Annotated in this window: 15 protein-coding genes; 10 read left to right on the forward strand and 5 right to left on the reverse strand. The window is 69.8% G+C overall.

Annotation, left to right across the window (positions count from 1 at the left end; all coding sequences use genetic code 11):
• Positions 1-7 precede the first annotated feature (7 nt).
• Positions 8-1,603 (reverse strand): phytoene desaturase family protein, encoded by a 1,596-nt coding sequence (locus tag ACQ66R_RS05990; protein ID WP_430420110.1) that lies wholly within the window; start codon positions 1,601-1,603, stop codon positions 8-10.
• A gap of 218 nt (positions 1,604-1,821) precedes the next feature.
• Here ACQ66R_RS05990 and nhaA point away from each other — a divergent pair, with 218 nt between their 5' ends.
• On the forward strand, positions 1,822-3,018 hold the full coding sequence (gene nhaA, locus ACQ66R_RS05995; protein WP_430420112.1) for a Na+/H+ antiporter NhaA: 1,197 nt from the start codon (positions 1,822-1,824) through the stop codon (positions 3,016-3,018).
• A complete protein-coding gene (locus ACQ66R_RS06000) occupies positions 3,018-3,413 on the forward strand; it encodes an MAPEG family protein (RefSeq protein ID WP_430420114.1) in 396 nt (131 codons plus the stop codon). Before nhaA ends, ACQ66R_RS06000 begins: the two co-directional genes overlap by 1 nt.
• A 15-nt stretch (positions 3,414-3,428) precedes the next feature.
• Here the strand turns inward: ACQ66R_RS06000 and ACQ66R_RS06005 are convergent, their stop codons facing one another.
• From ACQ66R_RS06005 to ACQ66R_RS06015, 3 genes are read right to left on the reverse strand one after another with little or no spacing between them, the layout of a single operon-like run.
• Positions 3,429-4,061, reverse strand: a complete 633-nt coding sequence (locus tag ACQ66R_RS06005) for an aquaporin (RefSeq protein ID WP_430426227.1) — start codon at positions 4,059-4,061, stop codon at positions 3,429-3,431.
• A 53-nt stretch (positions 4,062-4,114) separates the two neighbouring features.
• On the reverse strand, positions 4,115-4,468 hold the full coding sequence (locus ACQ66R_RS06010; protein WP_430420116.1) for an ArsR/SmtB family transcription factor: 354 nt from the start codon (positions 4,466-4,468) through the stop codon (positions 4,115-4,117).
• Between the two features lie 47 nt (positions 4,469-4,515).
• Positions 4,516-4,998 (reverse strand): ArsI/CadI family heavy metal resistance metalloenzyme, encoded by a 483-nt coding sequence (locus tag ACQ66R_RS06015; protein ID WP_430420118.1) that lies wholly within the window; start codon positions 4,996-4,998, stop codon positions 4,516-4,518.
• A 149-nt stretch (positions 4,999-5,147) separates the two neighbouring features.
• Here ACQ66R_RS06015 and ACQ66R_RS06020 point away from each other — a divergent pair, with 149 nt between their 5' ends.
• From ACQ66R_RS06020 to ACQ66R_RS06030, 3 genes are all read left to right on the forward strand, one after another.
• On the forward strand, positions 5,148-6,161 hold the full coding sequence (locus tag ACQ66R_RS06020; protein WP_430420120.1) for a transglutaminase family protein: 1,014 nt from the start codon (positions 5,148-5,150) through the stop codon (positions 6,159-6,161).
• A gap of 106 nt (positions 6,162-6,267) precedes the next feature.
• On the forward strand, positions 6,268-6,873 hold the full coding sequence (locus tag ACQ66R_RS06025) for a DUF6134 family protein (RefSeq protein WP_430420122.1): 606 nt from the start codon (positions 6,268-6,270) through the stop codon (positions 6,871-6,873).
• Between the two features lie 202 nt (positions 6,874-7,075).
• The gene (locus tag ACQ66R_RS06030) at positions 7,076-8,233 is read left to right on the forward strand and encodes a hypothetical protein (protein WP_430420124.1); all 1,158 of its coding nucleotides are present in this window, start codon (positions 7,076-7,078) and stop codon (positions 8,231-8,233) included.
• On the opposite strand, the gene ACQ66R_RS06035 is transcribed toward ACQ66R_RS06030, so the two are convergent.
• Positions 8,197-8,652, reverse strand: coding sequence for a hypothetical protein (locus ACQ66R_RS06035; protein WP_430420126.1), 456 nt, complete (start codon positions 8,650-8,652; stop codon positions 8,197-8,199). The two genes, ACQ66R_RS06030 and ACQ66R_RS06035, sit on opposite strands and share 37 nt — an antisense overlap.
• A 249-nt stretch (positions 8,653-8,901) precedes the next feature.
• On the opposite strand from ACQ66R_RS06035, the gene ACQ66R_RS06040 reads away from it, so the two are divergent.
• The 5 genes from ACQ66R_RS06040 to ACQ66R_RS06060 all read left to right on the forward strand — a co-directional run bounded on the left by ACQ66R_RS06040 (position 8,902) and on the right by ACQ66R_RS06060 (position 15,256).
• On the forward strand, positions 8,902-10,221 hold the full coding sequence (locus tag ACQ66R_RS06040; RefSeq protein WP_430420128.1) for an MFS transporter: 1,320 nt from the start codon (positions 8,902-8,904) through the stop codon (positions 10,219-10,221).
• A gap of 86 nt (positions 10,222-10,307) precedes the next feature.
• Entirely contained in the window at positions 10,308-11,804 is a 1,497-nt protein-coding gene (locus ACQ66R_RS06045) for an ATPase domain-containing protein (protein ID WP_430420130.1), read from the forward strand.
• A complete protein-coding gene (locus ACQ66R_RS06050) occupies positions 11,801-12,970 on the forward strand; it encodes a sensor histidine kinase (RefSeq protein WP_430420132.1) in 1,170 nt (389 codons plus the stop codon). Before ACQ66R_RS06045 ends, ACQ66R_RS06050 begins: the two co-directional genes overlap by 4 nt.
• A 223-nt stretch (positions 12,971-13,193) precedes the next feature.
• A complete protein-coding gene (locus ACQ66R_RS06055) occupies positions 13,194-13,766 on the forward strand; it encodes a GNAT family N-acetyltransferase (protein WP_430420134.1) in 573 nt (190 codons plus the stop codon).
• Between the two features lie 191 nt (positions 13,767-13,957).
• The gene (locus ACQ66R_RS06060; protein ID WP_430420136.1) at positions 13,958-15,256 is read left to right on the forward strand and encodes an ammonium transporter; all 1,299 of its coding nucleotides are present in this window, start codon (positions 13,958-13,960) and stop codon (positions 15,254-15,256) included.
• Positions 15,257-15,289: the final 33 nt, after the last annotated feature.

Genomic DNA, 15,289 nt, shown 5'->3' on the forward strand with positions numbered 1-15,289 from the left:
GGCGCGGTCAGAACTTCCGGCGTCGTGCGTCCTTCAGCATTCCGGCCGCCGCGTTGTGGCCGGGGGCGCCGGTGACGCCGCCGCCGGGATGCGTGCCCGCGCCGCACAGGTAGAGGCCCCGGATGGGGCTGCGGTAGTCGCCGGCGCCCAGCACCGGGCGGGCCGAGAACAGCTGATCCAGGCTGAGGCGACCGTGCATGATGTCGCCGTTCACGAGGCCGAAGGTGCGTTCGAGGTCCAGGGGCGACAGCACCTGGCGGCCCAGGACCGACTTCGCGAAGCCCGGGGCGTGCCTGTCGACCGTGGCGATCATCAGGTCGGCGACCTCGTCGCGATGGTCGTCCCAGGACCGGCCGCCGGGCAGGTCATGGGCGACGTGCTGGCAGAACAGGCTGGCCACGTGCTGGCCCGTGGGGGCCAGGCTGTCGTCCAGGGTGGACGGGATCAGCACCTCGACGATGGGGTCCTTCGACCAGCCGTGGACGCGGGCGTCGTCGTAGGCGCGCTCCATGTAGGCGAGCGAGGGGGCGATGATGATGCCGGCGGTCAGGTGGTCGCCGGGATCCGGCTTCACGGTGAAGCGGGGCAGCTCGCTGAGCGCCACGTTCATGCGGAAGGTGCCTGAGCCCGAGCGGTAGCGGGCGATGCGTTCCTGGAAGTCGGCGGGCTGGGCTCCCGGCGCCATCAGCTTCTGGAAGGTGAGCTGGGGGTGCAGGTTGGAGACGACGGCGCGGGCCGGCAGGGTCTCGCCGGACGTGGTGACCACGCCCGTGGCCCGGCCCTTTTCGGTCAGGATCTCGGCGACGGCGACGTCGGTGCGGAGTTCGACGCCGCGCTCGCGGCAGCAGGCGGCCATGGCCTGGCTGATCGCGCCCATGCCGCCGATGGCGTGGCCCCAGGCGCCCTTCTTGCCGTTCACCTCGCCGAACACGTGGTGCAGCAGCACATAGGCCGAGCCCGGCGTGTAGGGGCTGGCGAAGTTGCCGACGACGCCGTCGAAGCCGTAGGCCGCCTTGATCGGCGCGCTCTCGAACCAGCCGTCCAGCCAGTCACCGGCCGACTGCGAGAACAGGGCCAGGAGGTCGCGCTTGGCGGTGAGGTCCAGCTTGGAGAGCTTGCGGCCCAGCACGGCGCTCTTGAGCAGCTCGGGCAGCGCCTGGGCGAAGCCGCCCTCGACCAGGTTGGGCGGCGTCACGAGGACCAGCTCGCGCAGAACGTCGGCGATGCGGTCCAGGCGGGCCCAGTAGGCGGGCAGCCGCTCGGCGTCCTTCACCGAGAAGCGGGCGGTCTCGGCCTGGGTGATCCCGTCGCCGACGCTGAAGCTGTCGCCGTCCAGGGGCAGGAAGTTGGAGACCTTGCGCTCGACCACCTTCAGGCCGTGGCGGTGCAGCTCCAGGTCGGCGATGACCTGCGGGTTCAGCAGCGAGACGGTGTAGCTGGCCACGGAATTGCGGAAGCCGGGGTGGAATTCCTCGGTCACCGCCGCGCCGCCCAGCACGCCCCGGCGCTCCAGCACCGTCACCTTCAGCCCGGCCTTGGCCAAGTAGGCCGCGCAGGTGAGGCCGTTGTGGCCCCCGCCGACCACGATCACATCGGTTGTCATGGCCGCCGGATGACACGGCGGCGGGCGGCGGGCAACTGGGGGGCCGGTTTCGCTTGCCCGCGGGGCGGCTCACGTTATCCTGGCCACAGGTATCGGGTCGCGCATCGCCGCGACCGGGCTGGCGCACCCGCAGCGAATTCAGGCTGCGAACGCGAACCCAGTCAGGCGTCCGTCGATAACCTGGCGCCACGACCGCTAACCCCAACCGGGAGGCCGCCGTGGCGCGCAAACTCACGTTCGAATTCCTCCGCACGGAGGCCGCGTCGGCCGGCGTGCTCGCAGCCGCCGCCGTGGCCGCGCTGATCGTGGCGAACTCGCCCCTGGCAGGCGACTACTTCGCCCTGCTGAAGAGCGAGCACGCCCTCGCCCTCGGACCGTTGTCGTTGACCCTTTCGGTCTCGGACTGGATCAAGGAAGGGCTGATGTCGCTGTTCTTCCTGGTCGTCGGCCTGGAGATCAAGCACGAGATCCTGCGGGGCGAACTGAGCGATCCGCGCAAGCTGGCCACGCCGGTGATCGCCGCCCTGGGCGGGATGATCGGGCCGGTCGCGGTCTACCTCACCCTGTCGGGCGTCCTGGGCGCGCCGCATGCCGGCTGGCCGATCCCGGTGGCCACGGACATCGCCTTCGCGCTGGGGGTCCTGGCGCTGGTGGGTCGAGGGCTGCCCCCGTCCCTGCGGATCTTCCTGCTGACGCTGGCCATCGTCGACGACCTGGGCGCCATCGTGCTGATCGGCGCCCTCTACAGCGGCGGGACCGATTGGACGATGGCCGGGGCGGCGGCGGGACTGCTGGCCGCCATCGCGCTGGCGGCCCGCCTGGGCAAGATGCCGTCGCCGTTCTGGATCATCGGATTCGCCGCCATCTGGTGGTGCACCGTCCTTTCGGGACTGAGCACCTCGCTGGCCGCCGTCGCGTTCGCCGTCATCGTGCCGCTGAAACCCCGGCGCGAGGATCACCAGAGCCCGCTGCAGGAAGCCATGCACGACCTGCACCCCTACAACGCCTTCCTCGTGCTGCCGCTGTTCGCCTTCGCCAAGGCGGGGGTTTCGATGGCCGGGCTGGGGATGGAGCAGGCGCTGGCCCCGCTGGTCATCGCCATCGCCCTGGGGCTGTTCCTGGGCAAGCAGACCGGGGTGCTGGGCGCCGTGTGGCTGGTCACAAAGCTGAGGCTGGGCGAGCGGCCTGCGGGCGCCACGTGGTTGCAGCTCTATGGGGTGAGCCTGCTGTGCGGCATCGGCTTCACCATGAGCCTGTTCATCGGGGCGCTCGCCTTCCCCGGCCAGGCCACCGACCTGCAGACCGAGGTCAAGCTGGGCGTGCTCGGGGGCAGCGTGCTGTCGGCCATCGCCGCGAGCGTGGTGCTGACCCTGGCGCGGCGCGCCAAGGCGGCGACGCCGGCGGAGGGTGTCTGATGTCCGTCGAGGCCTGGGCGCTGTTCGGCGCGATGATCCTGGGTCTGGTCCACCTGACGGCGGCCTCGTTCACCTTCAAGGCGCAGGTCGGCAACGCCTACTCGGTCGGCGCCCGGGACGAGGATCTGCAGCCATCCGGCGTGGCGGGGCGCCTGGCGCGGGCGCAGAGGAATTTCCTGGAGACCTTTCCGATCTTCGCCGCGGCGGTGCTGCTGCTGGAGCATCTGGAGAGGACCGGGACAACGCTGGGGGTGTGGGGCGCAGCGATGTACCTGACGGGGCGTATGCTGTTCCTGCCCCTCTACGCGGCCGGCCTGCCCTGGATCCGCACGTTCAGCTGGAACTTCGCCTCCCTGGGCCTGGCGATGGTGCTGGCCGCGGTGGTGTGGCGGTAAGATCGGTCGCAGCGGTCAATCCGCGAAGAGCGCCCGGGCCGTGAACGTCGCTGCGACGGCGCCCGCGAGCTGGGCGGCGATGAAGGCCGGAGCTGACGTCGGGTCGATACCCGCAAACGTATCCGACAGGCTGCGAGCCACGGTCACCGCCGGATTGGCGAAGGACGTCGAGGCGGTGAACCAGTAGGCGGCGGTGATGTAGAGGCCGACGGCGACGGACGTGAAATCCGGCCGGAAGCGGATCGTCCCCAGGATCGTCAGGACAAGGCCGAAGGTGGCCAAGGCCTCTGAGAAGGCCTGAGCCGGGCCGTCGCGCAGCTTGGTCGACACCTGCAGGATCGGCTCAGCGAACATCACGTGGGCCGCGTAGACGCCCGCGATGGCGCCGGCGACCTGGGCGGCGAGATAGGCCGCCGCGAGCCCCCAGCCGATCTCGCGGCGCAGCGCGGACACGAGGGTGACCGCAGGGTTGAAGTGGGCGCCCGACAGCGACCCGAAGATGGTGATCAGCACCACCAGCGCTGCGCCCGTGGCGAGGGTGTTGCCCAGCAGCGCGATGGCGACGTTTCCGCCGGCCAGCGTTTCGCCCATGATCCCGGAGCCTACGACCACCGCCAGCAGCAGCGCCGTGCCCAGCGCTTCGGCCATGACGCGGCGGCCGGGACCGACGGGTTCTTGTTGCGGCTCCAGGCTCGCCGCTGTCAGCACTTGGCGCCTTCCGCGGCGCATCCGGCGCCGGCCTGAGCCGCCAGCGGGGCGCAGATCTCGGGCTTGCCGGCGCAGCAGTCCTCCATGAGGAACGCCAGCAGGCCCCGCATCTGTTCGTAGGCGGCGCGGTAGATGATCGATCGGCCGTCGCGGCGCGAGACGATAAGCCCTGCGTTCGACAGGATCGTCAGGTTGGCCGACAGGCTGCTCTGCGGGCTGCCGGTGGTCCGCGCGATCTCGCCAGCGGCCATCCCGTCGGGCCCCGCCTGCACCAGCAGACGGAACACGTCGAGACGGCCGGGATGAGCGAGCGCGCCGAGGCCGCGGATGGCTTCGTCTTTTTCCATTATTCTGGAATATCAGAACAATTGAGTCGCAGCCCAGAGCTTTTGTGTCAGCAGCAGGCGCCGGCGGAGGTCGGGACCGGCTCGGCCTTCGGGGCCGGGGCGCCGCAGCAGGCGGTGGCCGGCGTCTGGGCCTCGAGCGCCGCCAGGGCGTCACTCGCGCCGTAGGTGGTCGCCTCGCCGAACGTATAGAAGGTTTCCCAGCGCAGGCCGGCCGGATCGGCGACCCAGCTCTTGTCGGACTGGGCGTAGCAGCAGGTGGTGGCTTCCTCGTCGAAGGTCTGGGCGCCGGCGTCCTTGAGGCGGCCCGCAAGCTCGGCGAGTTCGGCGTTCGAATCCACCTGGATGCCCACGTGGTCGAGGCCCGCGGCGCGGTCGCGCTGCGAGATGGCGAAATTCACCTTGGGGTCGTCGAGCATCCACTTGGCGTAGTCGTCCTTCACCACGCTCGGCTTCGCGCCGAACAGGGTTTCGTAGAACTGGATGGACTGGTCGAGGTCGGGCACGCTGACGTGCAGGTGGAGGCGCTTCATGAGGTAGGGCTCCGGTTTCGAACTGATGTCTTTCTATATTTCTAGAATATTCGAATCGTCAAGCGGCGCCGCTGGGAAAATGCGTGCGCCGCCGCATGGCGAGCCCGAGTTGGAGCGGAACAATAGGGCTCGCGAGCCATTCCGCGTGCATGGCCCGGCTCGCGATCCGACATGAGACGTTCTACGGCTACGACCGACCGGTTTCGTTCGGCCTGCACCGGCTGCTGGTGCGGCCGCGCGACAGCCACGCCATCCGGGTGACCGAGGCCCTGCTGACCGTCTCGCCGCCCGGCGAGACCCGCTGGGTCTACGATGCGCTGGGCAACTCGGTGTGCTGCTTCACGCCTCAGGGGCAGTCGAGCGGACTGTCGATCGTCAGCGAACTGGTGATCGAGCGCTTCCCGGCCCAGTTGTCGGACGTGCGGATCGAGGATCCGCAGACGGCGACCCCCATCGTCTATGCCCCGACCGACCGCGCCGTGCTGGCCCCCTTCCTGGATCCCGTCACGGAGGACGCCAACGGCGACCTGCTGAAGTGGCTCCGCAACCTGGTGGGCAGCCCCCACGAGCCCGCGCTGGATTCGCTGATGCGGCTGAACCAGTACATCCACGACACCTTCGATTACGAAGCGAGAGACATGGGCGCGGCCCAGGACCCGGCGCATACGGTGCGGATGGGATCTGGCACGTGCCGCGACTTCGCCTGGCTGATGGTCGAATCGCTGCGCCGGCTGGGCTACGCGGCGCGGTTCGTGACCGGCTATCTCTATTGCCCGGCGAACGCGGGGATGCGCGGCGCGGGCGCGACGCATGCGTGGTGCGAGGCTTTCCTGCCCGACCTGGGCTGGACCGAGTTCGATCCCACCAACGCGCTGGTCGAGAGCCCCGACCTGATCCCCGTGGCCGTCGCCCGCAGGCCGGCCGAAGCCGCCCCGGTGTCTGGGACAATCTTCGGCGACCCGGGCGGCGCCTACCTCAGCGTTCACGTGGATGTGCGCGCCGTCGATTCGCTTCCCGGCGCCGCTTCGGTCATGGATTTCAGCAGCGAAGACATGTGGAAAGGCGGCCGCCATGACTCACGGCTTCCAACAGCAGGGCAAAATGCTGGGGCTGGCGTTCCCGAAATCGGCCGCCATGCCGCAACACGGGCAGAAGCCCCCTGAGAAGCCCCTGCCCGTCCGCGCGCCACGCAGCTATAAGCCGCGTCCGGGACACTGATCCTTCCGTACAGACGGCGAGCCCCAGTTGGCCGCGAAAGAGGATGACAGCATGAGCCTGGTTTTGGGTCGTCGCGAACTGCTGACCGCGGGCGTGGGCCTGCTGGTCCCCAGTGCAGCTCTGGCGGCGCCGCCGCCGCGACTGTCCTTCGCGGTGTTTCGCAATGGAACCAAGGTGGGCGAGCACGTCATCAATTTCTCGGGCGACGACGATGCGCGCACGCTGACCACCGACGTGAACATGGTGGTCAAGGTCGGGCCGGTGCCGGTCTACAAGTACAAGCACACGGCGGTCGAGAAGTGGGCCGGCGGCAAGTTCGTCAGCGTCGAGACGACCACCAACGGCAACGGCAAGATCACGAAGGCCTCGGCGCGGGCCATGGGCGGGTACGTGGCGATCACCGGCCCCACCGGCGCCTCGCGCGGGCCGGCCGACGCGGCGCCGCTTAGCCACTGGAACCAGGCCAGCTTCGGGCGGCCCCTGTTCAACCAGCAGGAAGGCAAGATGCTGAAGGTGACCTGCACCCGTGTGAAGCCCGGCCACTGGCAGATCCGCGGCGAAGCCGAGATCGACGACTTCTATGACGCGAACGGCAACTGGCTGGCGCTGCGTGGCAAGCTCGAGGACGGCTCGAAGCTGGAATACAAGCGCATCTGACCGCGCGCGAGGGGTCCTCGCTTCCTTCCCTTCCGGACGGTGAGGCGGGAGCCGTTGCGTGGCCGGCTTGGCCGTGCCTAACTCCACCCATGTGTCCCGGCTACGAACGCCTCAGGGGTTAAGAGCCCCCGCCGAACCCAAGGCTCCCCGCACGCTGCGGGCGTGAGCCTTTGCGCGCACCCCTTTCCCGGGCGTTCCTTCGATGAGCTTCTTCTCCAACGCGGCGGTGAACCGCCTCAATCTGCATTCCGGCATCCAGACGCTGGCCCAGGAGGCCGGCGGCATATTCATCCTGGTCTTCCTGCTGAAGGCGGGCGTTCCGGCCCCGCTGGTGCTGTGTTCGATGGCGGCGATGACCGCCGGCCGCTTTGTGCTGCGGCCCTTTGTCCTGCCGATCGCGCGGCGTCTCGGCCTGCGCACCACGCTGGTCCTGGGGACCCTGATGGAAGCGGCCGTCTTCCCGATCCTGCCGTTCGTGAAGGGCGTGGACGGAGCGTTCCTGGCCATGGTGCTCGTGAGCCCGCTGGGCAGCGTGCTCTACTGGACCTGCTATCACGCCTACTTCGCCGCCGTGGGCGACGACGAGCATCGGGGCGGTCAGGTGGCGGTGCGCACGGCGCTGATGGCGCTGGTCGGCATCGGCGCGCCGCTGCTGGGCGGCTGGGCGCTGTTCCTGGGCGGGCCATGGCTGGCCTTCCCGGCCGCGGGCGTGCTCCAGATGCTGGCGGCCCTGCCGCTGCTGGGCGCGCCGCAGGTGGCCGTGGCCCCGGCGGCCCCGGGCGGCTTCCGCGTCGCCTGGATGGGCTCGGCGCTGATGGCGTGCGACGGCATCTTCGCGGGCGGCTACCACTATGTCTGGCAGGTCGCGCTGTTCATTGCCCTGGGCGAGAGCTTCACCGCCTATGGCGGGGCAATGGCGCTCTCGGCGTTGGCGGGGACCGTCTTCACGCTGTGGATCGGCAGGCACATCGACGCCGGCAAGGGCCGATCGGCCATCCTCATCGCCTTTGTCGTGGCGGCCGGCGTGCTGGCGCTGCGCGGCGTCAGCCTGGGCTCACCCTGGCTCGCGGTGACCGCCAATGCGCTGGGGGCGCTGGTGGTGGCGGTCTGGGTCCCGGCGCTGATGGCCCCGATCTACAACCTCGCCAAGGCCTCGCCCTGCCCCCTGCGGTTCAGCGTGGCGACCGAGTGCGGCTGGGACATCGGCTGCGGCGTGTCGTGCCTGGTGGGCGCGGCGATCGTGGCCAGCGGGGCGACCTATGCAGCGCCGATCCTGATCGGCCTGGTGGGCGTCACCATGGCCTCGGGGCTGCTGTGGAGGCGCTACGGCGCCTCGGGCCCCACGGCGTTGAGCACATAGGCGTCGAAGGCGGCCCGGGCGGTGGTGAGGCAGCCGTCGACCTGGGCCACCGTCACGATGCCGTCGAACTTGCTGAGGTCGGCGTCGGGGCAGACCTTGTCCATGCTGGGCGCGGCGCGGCGCACGCGGGCGGGCGCCACCAGCAGCTTCAGCACCTGGACGCGGCTCTCGTTGACGCTGGCCAGCTGGGTGCGGGGCGCGCGGACGGGCGCCGCGGCGCCGGCCAGCCGGGTGACCTGGCCCGCGGTGTCGACCAGCACGACGCTGCGGCCCTGGGCGATCTGCAGGCTCTCGCCGCTGGCCACCTCGCGGCCGCGCACGATCGCGGGATCGGTGGACGACACGACGACAAAGTCGGCGGCGGCGGCGGCGCCGGCAAGGCCGGCGGCCAGCGCCAGGCCGAGGATCAGACTACGCAAGGGCGCCTCCACTGGACCGGCGGCGACTCTGGCGACCGTGGGCTGTACGTCAAGCGCTTGCCCCCGTCACGCGACCTGGCGGAAACCGAAAACTTCGTATGGCGCAGGCCGCTCTGGGCGTTGCGCCGTCGGCAAATCCCCCTAGCATTGGAACAGGGTGCTCCGCGCGCGGACCGCACTTTCGAAATTTCGTTGCTTTCAGGGAGCCGTGAAGCCGGGCGCCAAGACCCCGGCGGTGCGGGCTAAGTGTTGGACAAGCTCGAGGAAACCGAAGACCTCGCCCAGGTGGCGGCCGACGACGATCTGGCCGTCCGCGAGGCGGCCTACGAGAAGTTCGTCTGGGACAACCTCAAGCGCAACTACATCGGCAACTACCTGCACGGCATGCTGGGGATGACCGGCTTCCGGCTGGTCAACGCCCCCACCTTCCTGCCGGCCTATCTGTTCGCGGTCTCGGGTTCGAACACCATCGTCGGCCTGGCGCTGGCCTTGCAGCAGGTGGGCGGGATCATCTCGCCGATCTTCGGGGCCACCAAGGTCGAGCACCGCACCAAGGTCATGCCGGCCGCCATGTGGATGGGCGGCCTGGGGCGACTGGCCATTCTGGGCATGGGCGTGGCGGGCTGGTTCCTGTCGGGCCAGCCGCTGGTCTGGGCCCTGCTCTTCTTCATCCTGATGTTCGGCATCTTCATGGGCGCCCAACGGGTGGTCTTCAACGTGCTGATGTCGAAGGTGATTCCCATCAGCCGACGGGGGCGGCTGCAGGCGTGGCGCAACGCCACCGGGGGCCTGATCGCCGCGATCCTGGCCTGGGTCGCGGGCAAGTACTTCGTCGACGCCAACCTGTTCGGCAACGGCTACGGCACGACCTTCATCTTCGCCTTCCTGCTGACCAGCGCGGGGCTGTGGGCGCTGCAGCTCCTGCTCAGGGAGCCGGAGCCGCCGACGGTCCGGGCCCAGGGGCGGTTCCGGGACCGCCTGCGCGACTTCCCCGCCCTGATCGCCCAGGACAAGGCCTACGCCTTCTTCCTGGTCGTGCAGATGCTGGCGACCTCGGCGCGGATCGCGACGCCGTTCTACATCCTCTACGTGGGCCGGGTGATCGGCGCCGACGGGGCGACCGTCGGACTGCTCTCGTTCGCGTTCCTGGGGGCCGACACGGTCTCGAACCTGGTCTGGGGCTACCTGGGCGACAAGACCGGCTTCCGGCTGGTGCTGATCGTGTCGATCCTGGGCTGGATGGCCGCGACGCTGATGCTGCTGAACCTGCACGACGTGACGTCGATCTTCGCCGCCTTCGCCCTGCTGGGGGCCTCGCTCAGCGGCTACATGATGGCGGCGAACACCATGATCCTGGAGTTCGGCGCCCGCGACGACCTGCCGATGCGCATCGCGGTGTCGGCCACGGCGGAGAGCATCACCGCCACCGCCGGGCCGCTGGTGGGCGGCGTCGTCGCCGAGATCTATGGCTACGACGTGGTGTTCATGGCCTCGCTGGGCTTCCTGGTGGCCGCCTTCGTGATCCTGCTGACCGCGGTGCGGGACCCACGCCGTCGCCTCGCGGCCTAGGCTGAGGCTGCGGAACCGCAGCGCTTGACCGGCATTTTCGCTCTCGGGGTCGATTGGCCGGACTGGCCGTCACATGCCGAGGAGCAATGGCTATTACTGCGGAAGAACCCGGTGACGCCCGGACAGGCATCGCCGGGCTCGACGACGTTCTGGGCGGCGGCCTCAAGCGCAACCGCGTGTTCCTCTTCGAGGGCGCGCCCGGCACGGGCAAGACCACGGCGGCCCTCAGCTACCTGATGGCCGGCGCGGCGGCGGGCGAGAAGGTGCTTTACGTCACCCTGTCCGAGACCGAGGCCGAGCTGCGCGACACCGCCGCCTCGCACGGCTGGAGCCTGGAGGGCGTCGAGGTCTTCGAGCTGGTTCCGCCCGAGAACCTGCTGGACGAGCACCAGCAGCAGAGCCTGCTCTATTCGTCCGACCTGGAGCTGGGCGAGACGACCCGGATGATCCTGGACGCCGTCGAGCGATCCGAGCCCAGCCGCGTGGTGATCGACAGTCTGTCGGAAATCCGGCTGCTCGCGCAGGGGTCGCTGCGGTATCGCCGCCAGGTCCTGGCGCTGAAGCACTACTTCGCCAAGCACGGCGCGACCGTGGTGCTGCTGGACGACCTGACGGCCGAGATTTCGGACAAGACGGTGCACAGCGTGGCCCACGGCGTCGTGCGTCTCGAGGAGCTGGCGCCCGAATACGGGGCCGAGCGCCGGCGCGTGCGGGTCACGAAGTACCGGGGCCGCAAGTTCCGGGGCGGCTATCACGACTTCACGATCAAGACCGGCGGCCTGGAAATCTACCCCCGTCTGGTCTCGTCCGAGCACAAGACCGACTTCGACCGCACGCCGCTGACCAGTGGCGTCCCGGGCCTGGACGAGCTGCTGGGCGGCGGACTGGATCGCGGGTCGAGCTGCCTGATCCTGGGCCCGGCCGGCACCGGCAAGTCTCTGATGGCGCTGTACTTCGCAATGTCGGCGATCCAGCGCGGCGAGAAGGCGGCGCTGTTCGTCTTCGACGAAGAGCTGGGTCTGCTGTTCGAGCGCGCCAAGGGCCTCGGATTCAACCTGAAACCATTGCACGACGAGGGCAGTCTGGTGGTGCAGCAGGTCGACGCCGCCGAGCTGTCGCCCGGCGAGTTCACCGCCAACGTGCGCCATTGCGTCAGGGAGCGCGGCATACGAACCGTCATCATCGACAGCCTGAACGGCTATCAGGCGGCGATGCCGGAAGAGCACTTCCTGCTGCTGCATATGCACGAGCTGCTGCAGTTCCTGAACCGGCAAGGCGCGACCACCTTCCTGACCGTCGCCCAGCACGGGCTGGTGGGCGAGACGAAGGCGCCGGTGGATGTCACCTACCTGGCCGACACCGTGCTGCTGCTCCGCTACTTCGAGGCCGCGGGCGAGGTGCGTCGGGCGGTGTCGGTGATCAAGAAGCGTTCGGGACAGCACGAGAAGACGATCCGCGAGTACGAGATCGACCAGAGCGGCCTGAACGTCGGCCCGCCGCTGACCGAGTTCCAGGGCGTGCTGCGCGGCGTGCCGAACTTCGTGGGCCCGGGCTCCGGCCTGCTGGGCGAACGGTCCGCATGACCGCCGGTTCGAGCGCGGGCTCCGAACGGACGATCGTCCTGGCCCCCATGGGGCGCGACGCCCAGATTGCGGCGGCCATCCTGGGCGAGGCGAAGATCGAGACGGCGATCTGCCCCGACATGGCGTCGCTGTTGCCGACGCTGGAAGCGGGCGCCGGCCTGGCGGTGATCGTGGAAGAGGTGCTGCACGAGCAGGACTACGGCGACTTCGCCCGCTGGGTCGAGGCTCAGCCGGCCTGGTCGGACTTCCCGGTGATCGTGCTGGCCCAGCGCGGCGGCGGGATCGAGCGCAACCCGGCGGCCGGCCGGTTCATCCAGGCGCTGGGCAACGTCAGCTTCCTGGAGCGTCCGTTCCATCCCACCACCCTGGTCAGCATCGTCCAGACCGCCTTGCGCGGGCGCAGGCGGCAGTACGAGGCGCGCGAACGCCTGCACACGCTGCGCGCAGCGGTGCGTCGCCAGCAGCAGGATCAGGCGCACCTGCGGCTGCTGATCAACGAGCTGAACCACCGCGTGAAGAACACGCTGGCCACTGTGCAGTCGCTGGTCGCCCAGACGCTGCGCAGCGCTGATGTCTCCACCCGCACGCGGGACGCGCTGACCTCGCGGATCGTGGCGCTGTCGAAGGCGCACGATGTGCTGACCAACGAGCAGTGGTCGGGCGCCGACCTGGCCGAGATCGCGGGCCAGGCGGCGCAGCCGTTCCGGCTGGGCCTGGGCGAGGCGCGGATCATCATGCGTGGCCCCCAGGTGCGCGTCCCGCCCAAGACCGCCATCGCCATGGCGCTGGCGGTGCACGAACTGGCCACCAACGCCGTGAAGTACGGTGCGCTGTCGGGGCAGGACGGACGCGTGGAGTTCACCTGGCGGATCTCGGGCCGGGCCTCAGCGCGCCAGCTGACGGCGGTGTGGCGCGAGATCGACGGGCCGCGCGTGAGCCCGCCCACGCGCGCCGGCTTCGGCACGCGGCTCATCCAGCGCGGACTGGCGGCTGACCTGAACGGCGAGGTGACCATCCAGTATCCGCCCGAGGGCGTGATCTGCACGATCCGCGCCATGCTGGACGCCGCCGACCTGGACGCCGCGGAGATCGAGCCGCCCTTGGAGCCCCGCCGCCGCCCCGCCGCGCCCCCCGAGGATCCGGCCGAAGCGCCGTCGCCCGCCTAGCGGCGATTGGGCCGTCGCGCCAGGCCGTGCTATGGCCCGGCGATGGTCCGTCGCAGCGCAAACCCGTCCGGTTGCTCGAACGCCACCCTCGCGGGGCGTCTGGCCGGTCGTGCGCGTGTGAACGCCTAGCCTTCCAGACAAGCCCCGCCGGACCGGCCGGGGCTTTGGATCACATCAGGAAGGCGCCTCCCCGGCCTCCGGCTCACTCAGACGAGAGACCGAGATGGACGACCGAAAACCCCTGCCCCCTACGCCCGTGCTGGAGACCGCGCGGCTGATCCTGCGCCCGCTCGCCGAGACCGACATCCCGACGATCCAGCGGATCTTCCCCCAGTGGGAGCTGGTGAAGCACCTGGGCCCGCAGATTCCCTGGCCCTACCCGGGCGACGGGGCCGCCACGAACATGGCGATGTGCCTGGATCAGCGCGCCAAGGGCGAGAAGTTCTTCTGGGCGATCACATTGAAGGGGGACGACACCCTGCGCGGCCGCATCGACCTCTGGCCGTTCGATGGCCAGCGTCGCGACATGCGCGGCTTCTGGCTCGACCCCGAGCTTTGGGGACAGGGCCTGATGATGGAGGCGGCCGAGGCGGTGACGGCCTACGCCTTCGAGGTGCTGGAATGGCCGTTCCTCTACCTGAGCAACTCGGCGAAGAACGTCGGCTCGCACCGGGTGAAGGAGAAGCAGGGGGCCGTGGAGATCGCCCGCGAACCCTTCGCCTATGTGTCGGGGCCGGCTGACAAGGTGACCTGGATTCTGCGCCGTGAAGCCTGGCTCGCGAGGCCTGCGACATGAGCTTCCTGCCCTCTTTTTCGGCATGAATTGCACGAAAAGTCAGCGAATCTGCCGTCGGACGGGCATGCACGCGGGCGCCCGTCCGATAGGCGGTTGGCCGGCTACATGCTCACTGCCTATGCACGCCTTGCCTCGCGCATAGGCAGATCGGCGGAATACCGCCGGCGGCGCGGGGTCGAGGGGGAGACGCCATGACCCGGGCGCGCGTGCTGGCCGGACTTTCGACGCTGATTTTCGCGGCATCCGGCGCGGGCTCGGCCCTGGCGCAGGACGCTCCGCCCACGGCTGATCCGGCCAACACCGCCTGGATCCTGGCGGCGACCGCGTTGGTGCTGTTCATGACCCTGCCGGGATTGGCCCTGTTCTACGCGGGCCTGGTGCGGGCCAAGAACGCGCTCAGCGTGATGATGCATTGCGTGGCGATCGCCTGCCTGGCCTCGGTGCTGTGGCTGCTGGGCGGCTACAGCCTGGCCTTCTCGGGCTCGAACCCCTTCATCGGCGATCTCGCCAAGTTCGGCCTGCCCGGCGGCCGCGACGCCGTCAGCGGCACGCTGCCCGAGACGGTGTTCTTCGCCTTCCAGATGACCTTCGCGATCATCACCCCCGGGCTGATCGTCGGCGCCTACGTCGAGCGGATCAAGTTCGGGGCGGTGCTGATGTTCTCGGGCCTCTGGCTGCTGCTGGTCTATGCGCCGGTCTGCCACTGGGTATGGGGCGGCGGATGGCTGGCCCAGATGAAGGTCATGGACTACGCGGGCGGCCTGGTGGTCCATGCGACGGCCGGCGTCTCGTCGCTGGTGGCGGTGGCGATGCTGGGGCCGCGCGATGGCTTCCCGGGCGACCTGCACCCGCCGCACAACCCCGGCATGACGATGATGGGCGCCGGCATGCTTTGGGTGGGCTGGTACGGCTTCAACGCGGGCAGCGCGCTGGCGGCCGACGCGGCGGCGGGCTCGGCCCTGGTGGCGACCCACCTGTCGGCGGCGACCGCGGGCCTCGTCTGGGCGCTGATCGAGCGCGTGAAGTTCGGGCGCACCAGCATGATCGGCGTGGTCACCGGCGTCGTGGCCGGCCTCGCCACCGTAACCCCGGCCTCGGGCTTCGTGGGTCCGGTCGGCGGCGTCGTCCTGGGCGCGCTGGGCAGCCTGATCTGCTTCCACTGCGTGGGTCCGGTGAAGTCCAAGCTGAGGCTGGACGACAGCCTGGACGTCTTCGCCGTCCACGGCGTGGGCGGCATCCTGGGCACCCTGGGCGTCGCCGTGCTGGCCTCGGCCCAGCTGGGCGGCGTGGGCTACGCCGAGGGCATGACCATGGGCAGCCAGGCCGGCGTGCAGGCGCTGGGCGTGCTCACCGTCTGCGCCTGGTCGGCGGCGGCCTCGGCCGTAATCCTGCTCATCTGCAAGGTCACCGTGGGCCTGCGCGCCACCCCGGAAGCGATCGAAGACGGGCTCGACCTCTCGACCCATGGCGAGCGGGCGTATCAGAACTAGTGGGTTGAGCTGCGGGCGATTCCGCCCGCTTGA

This window comes from Phenylobacterium sp. (assembly GCF_965284355.1).
In the GTDB taxonomy this organism is placed as follows: Bacteria; Pseudomonadota; Alphaproteobacteria; order Caulobacterales; family Caulobacteraceae; genus Phenylobacterium.

What these genes read in the sequence shown, in the direction of transcription:
- ACQ66R_RS05990 (WP_430420110.1), bottom strand. Translation starts at nt 1,603, where the DNA reads ATGACAACCGATGTGATCGTGGTCGGCGGGGGCCACAACGGCCTCACC.
- ACQ66R_RS06000 (WP_430420114.1), top strand. Translation starts at nt 3,018, where the DNA reads ATGTCCGTCGAGGCCTGGGCGCTGTTCGGCGCGATGATCCTGGGTCTG.
- ACQ66R_RS06005 (WP_430426227.1), bottom strand. Translation starts at nt 4,061, where the DNA reads ATGGCCGAAGCGCTGGGCACGGCGCTGCTGCTGGCGGTGGTCGTAGGC.
- ACQ66R_RS06010 (WP_430420116.1), bottom strand. Translation starts at nt 4,468, where the DNA reads ATGGAAAAAGACGAAGCCATCCGCGGCCTCGGCGCGCTCGCTCATCCC.
- ACQ66R_RS06015 (WP_430420118.1), bottom strand. Translation starts at nt 4,998, where the DNA reads ATGAAGCGCCTCCACCTGCACGTCAGCGTGCCCGACCTCGACCAGTCC.
- ACQ66R_RS06020 (WP_430420120.1), top strand. Translation starts at nt 5,148, where the DNA reads ATGGCCCGGCTCGCGATCCGACATGAGACGTTCTACGGCTACGACCGA.
- ACQ66R_RS06025 (WP_430420122.1), top strand. Translation starts at nt 6,268, where the DNA reads ATGAGCCTGGTTTTGGGTCGTCGCGAACTGCTGACCGCGGGCGTGGGC.
- ACQ66R_RS06030 (WP_430420124.1), top strand. Translation starts at nt 7,076, where the DNA reads ATGAGCTTCTTCTCCAACGCGGCGGTGAACCGCCTCAATCTGCATTCC.
- ACQ66R_RS06045 (WP_430420130.1), top strand. Translation starts at nt 10,308, where the DNA reads ATGGCTATTACTGCGGAAGAACCCGGTGACGCCCGGACAGGCATCGCC.
- ACQ66R_RS06050 (WP_430420132.1), top strand. Translation starts at nt 11,801, where the DNA reads ATGACCGCCGGTTCGAGCGCGGGCTCCGAACGGACGATCGTCCTGGCC.
- ACQ66R_RS06055 (WP_430420134.1), top strand. Translation starts at nt 13,194, where the DNA reads ATGGACGACCGAAAACCCCTGCCCCCTACGCCCGTGCTGGAGACCGCG.
- ACQ66R_RS06060 (WP_430420136.1), top strand. Translation starts at nt 13,958, where the DNA reads ATGACCCGGGCGCGCGTGCTGGCCGGACTTTCGACGCTGATTTTCGCG.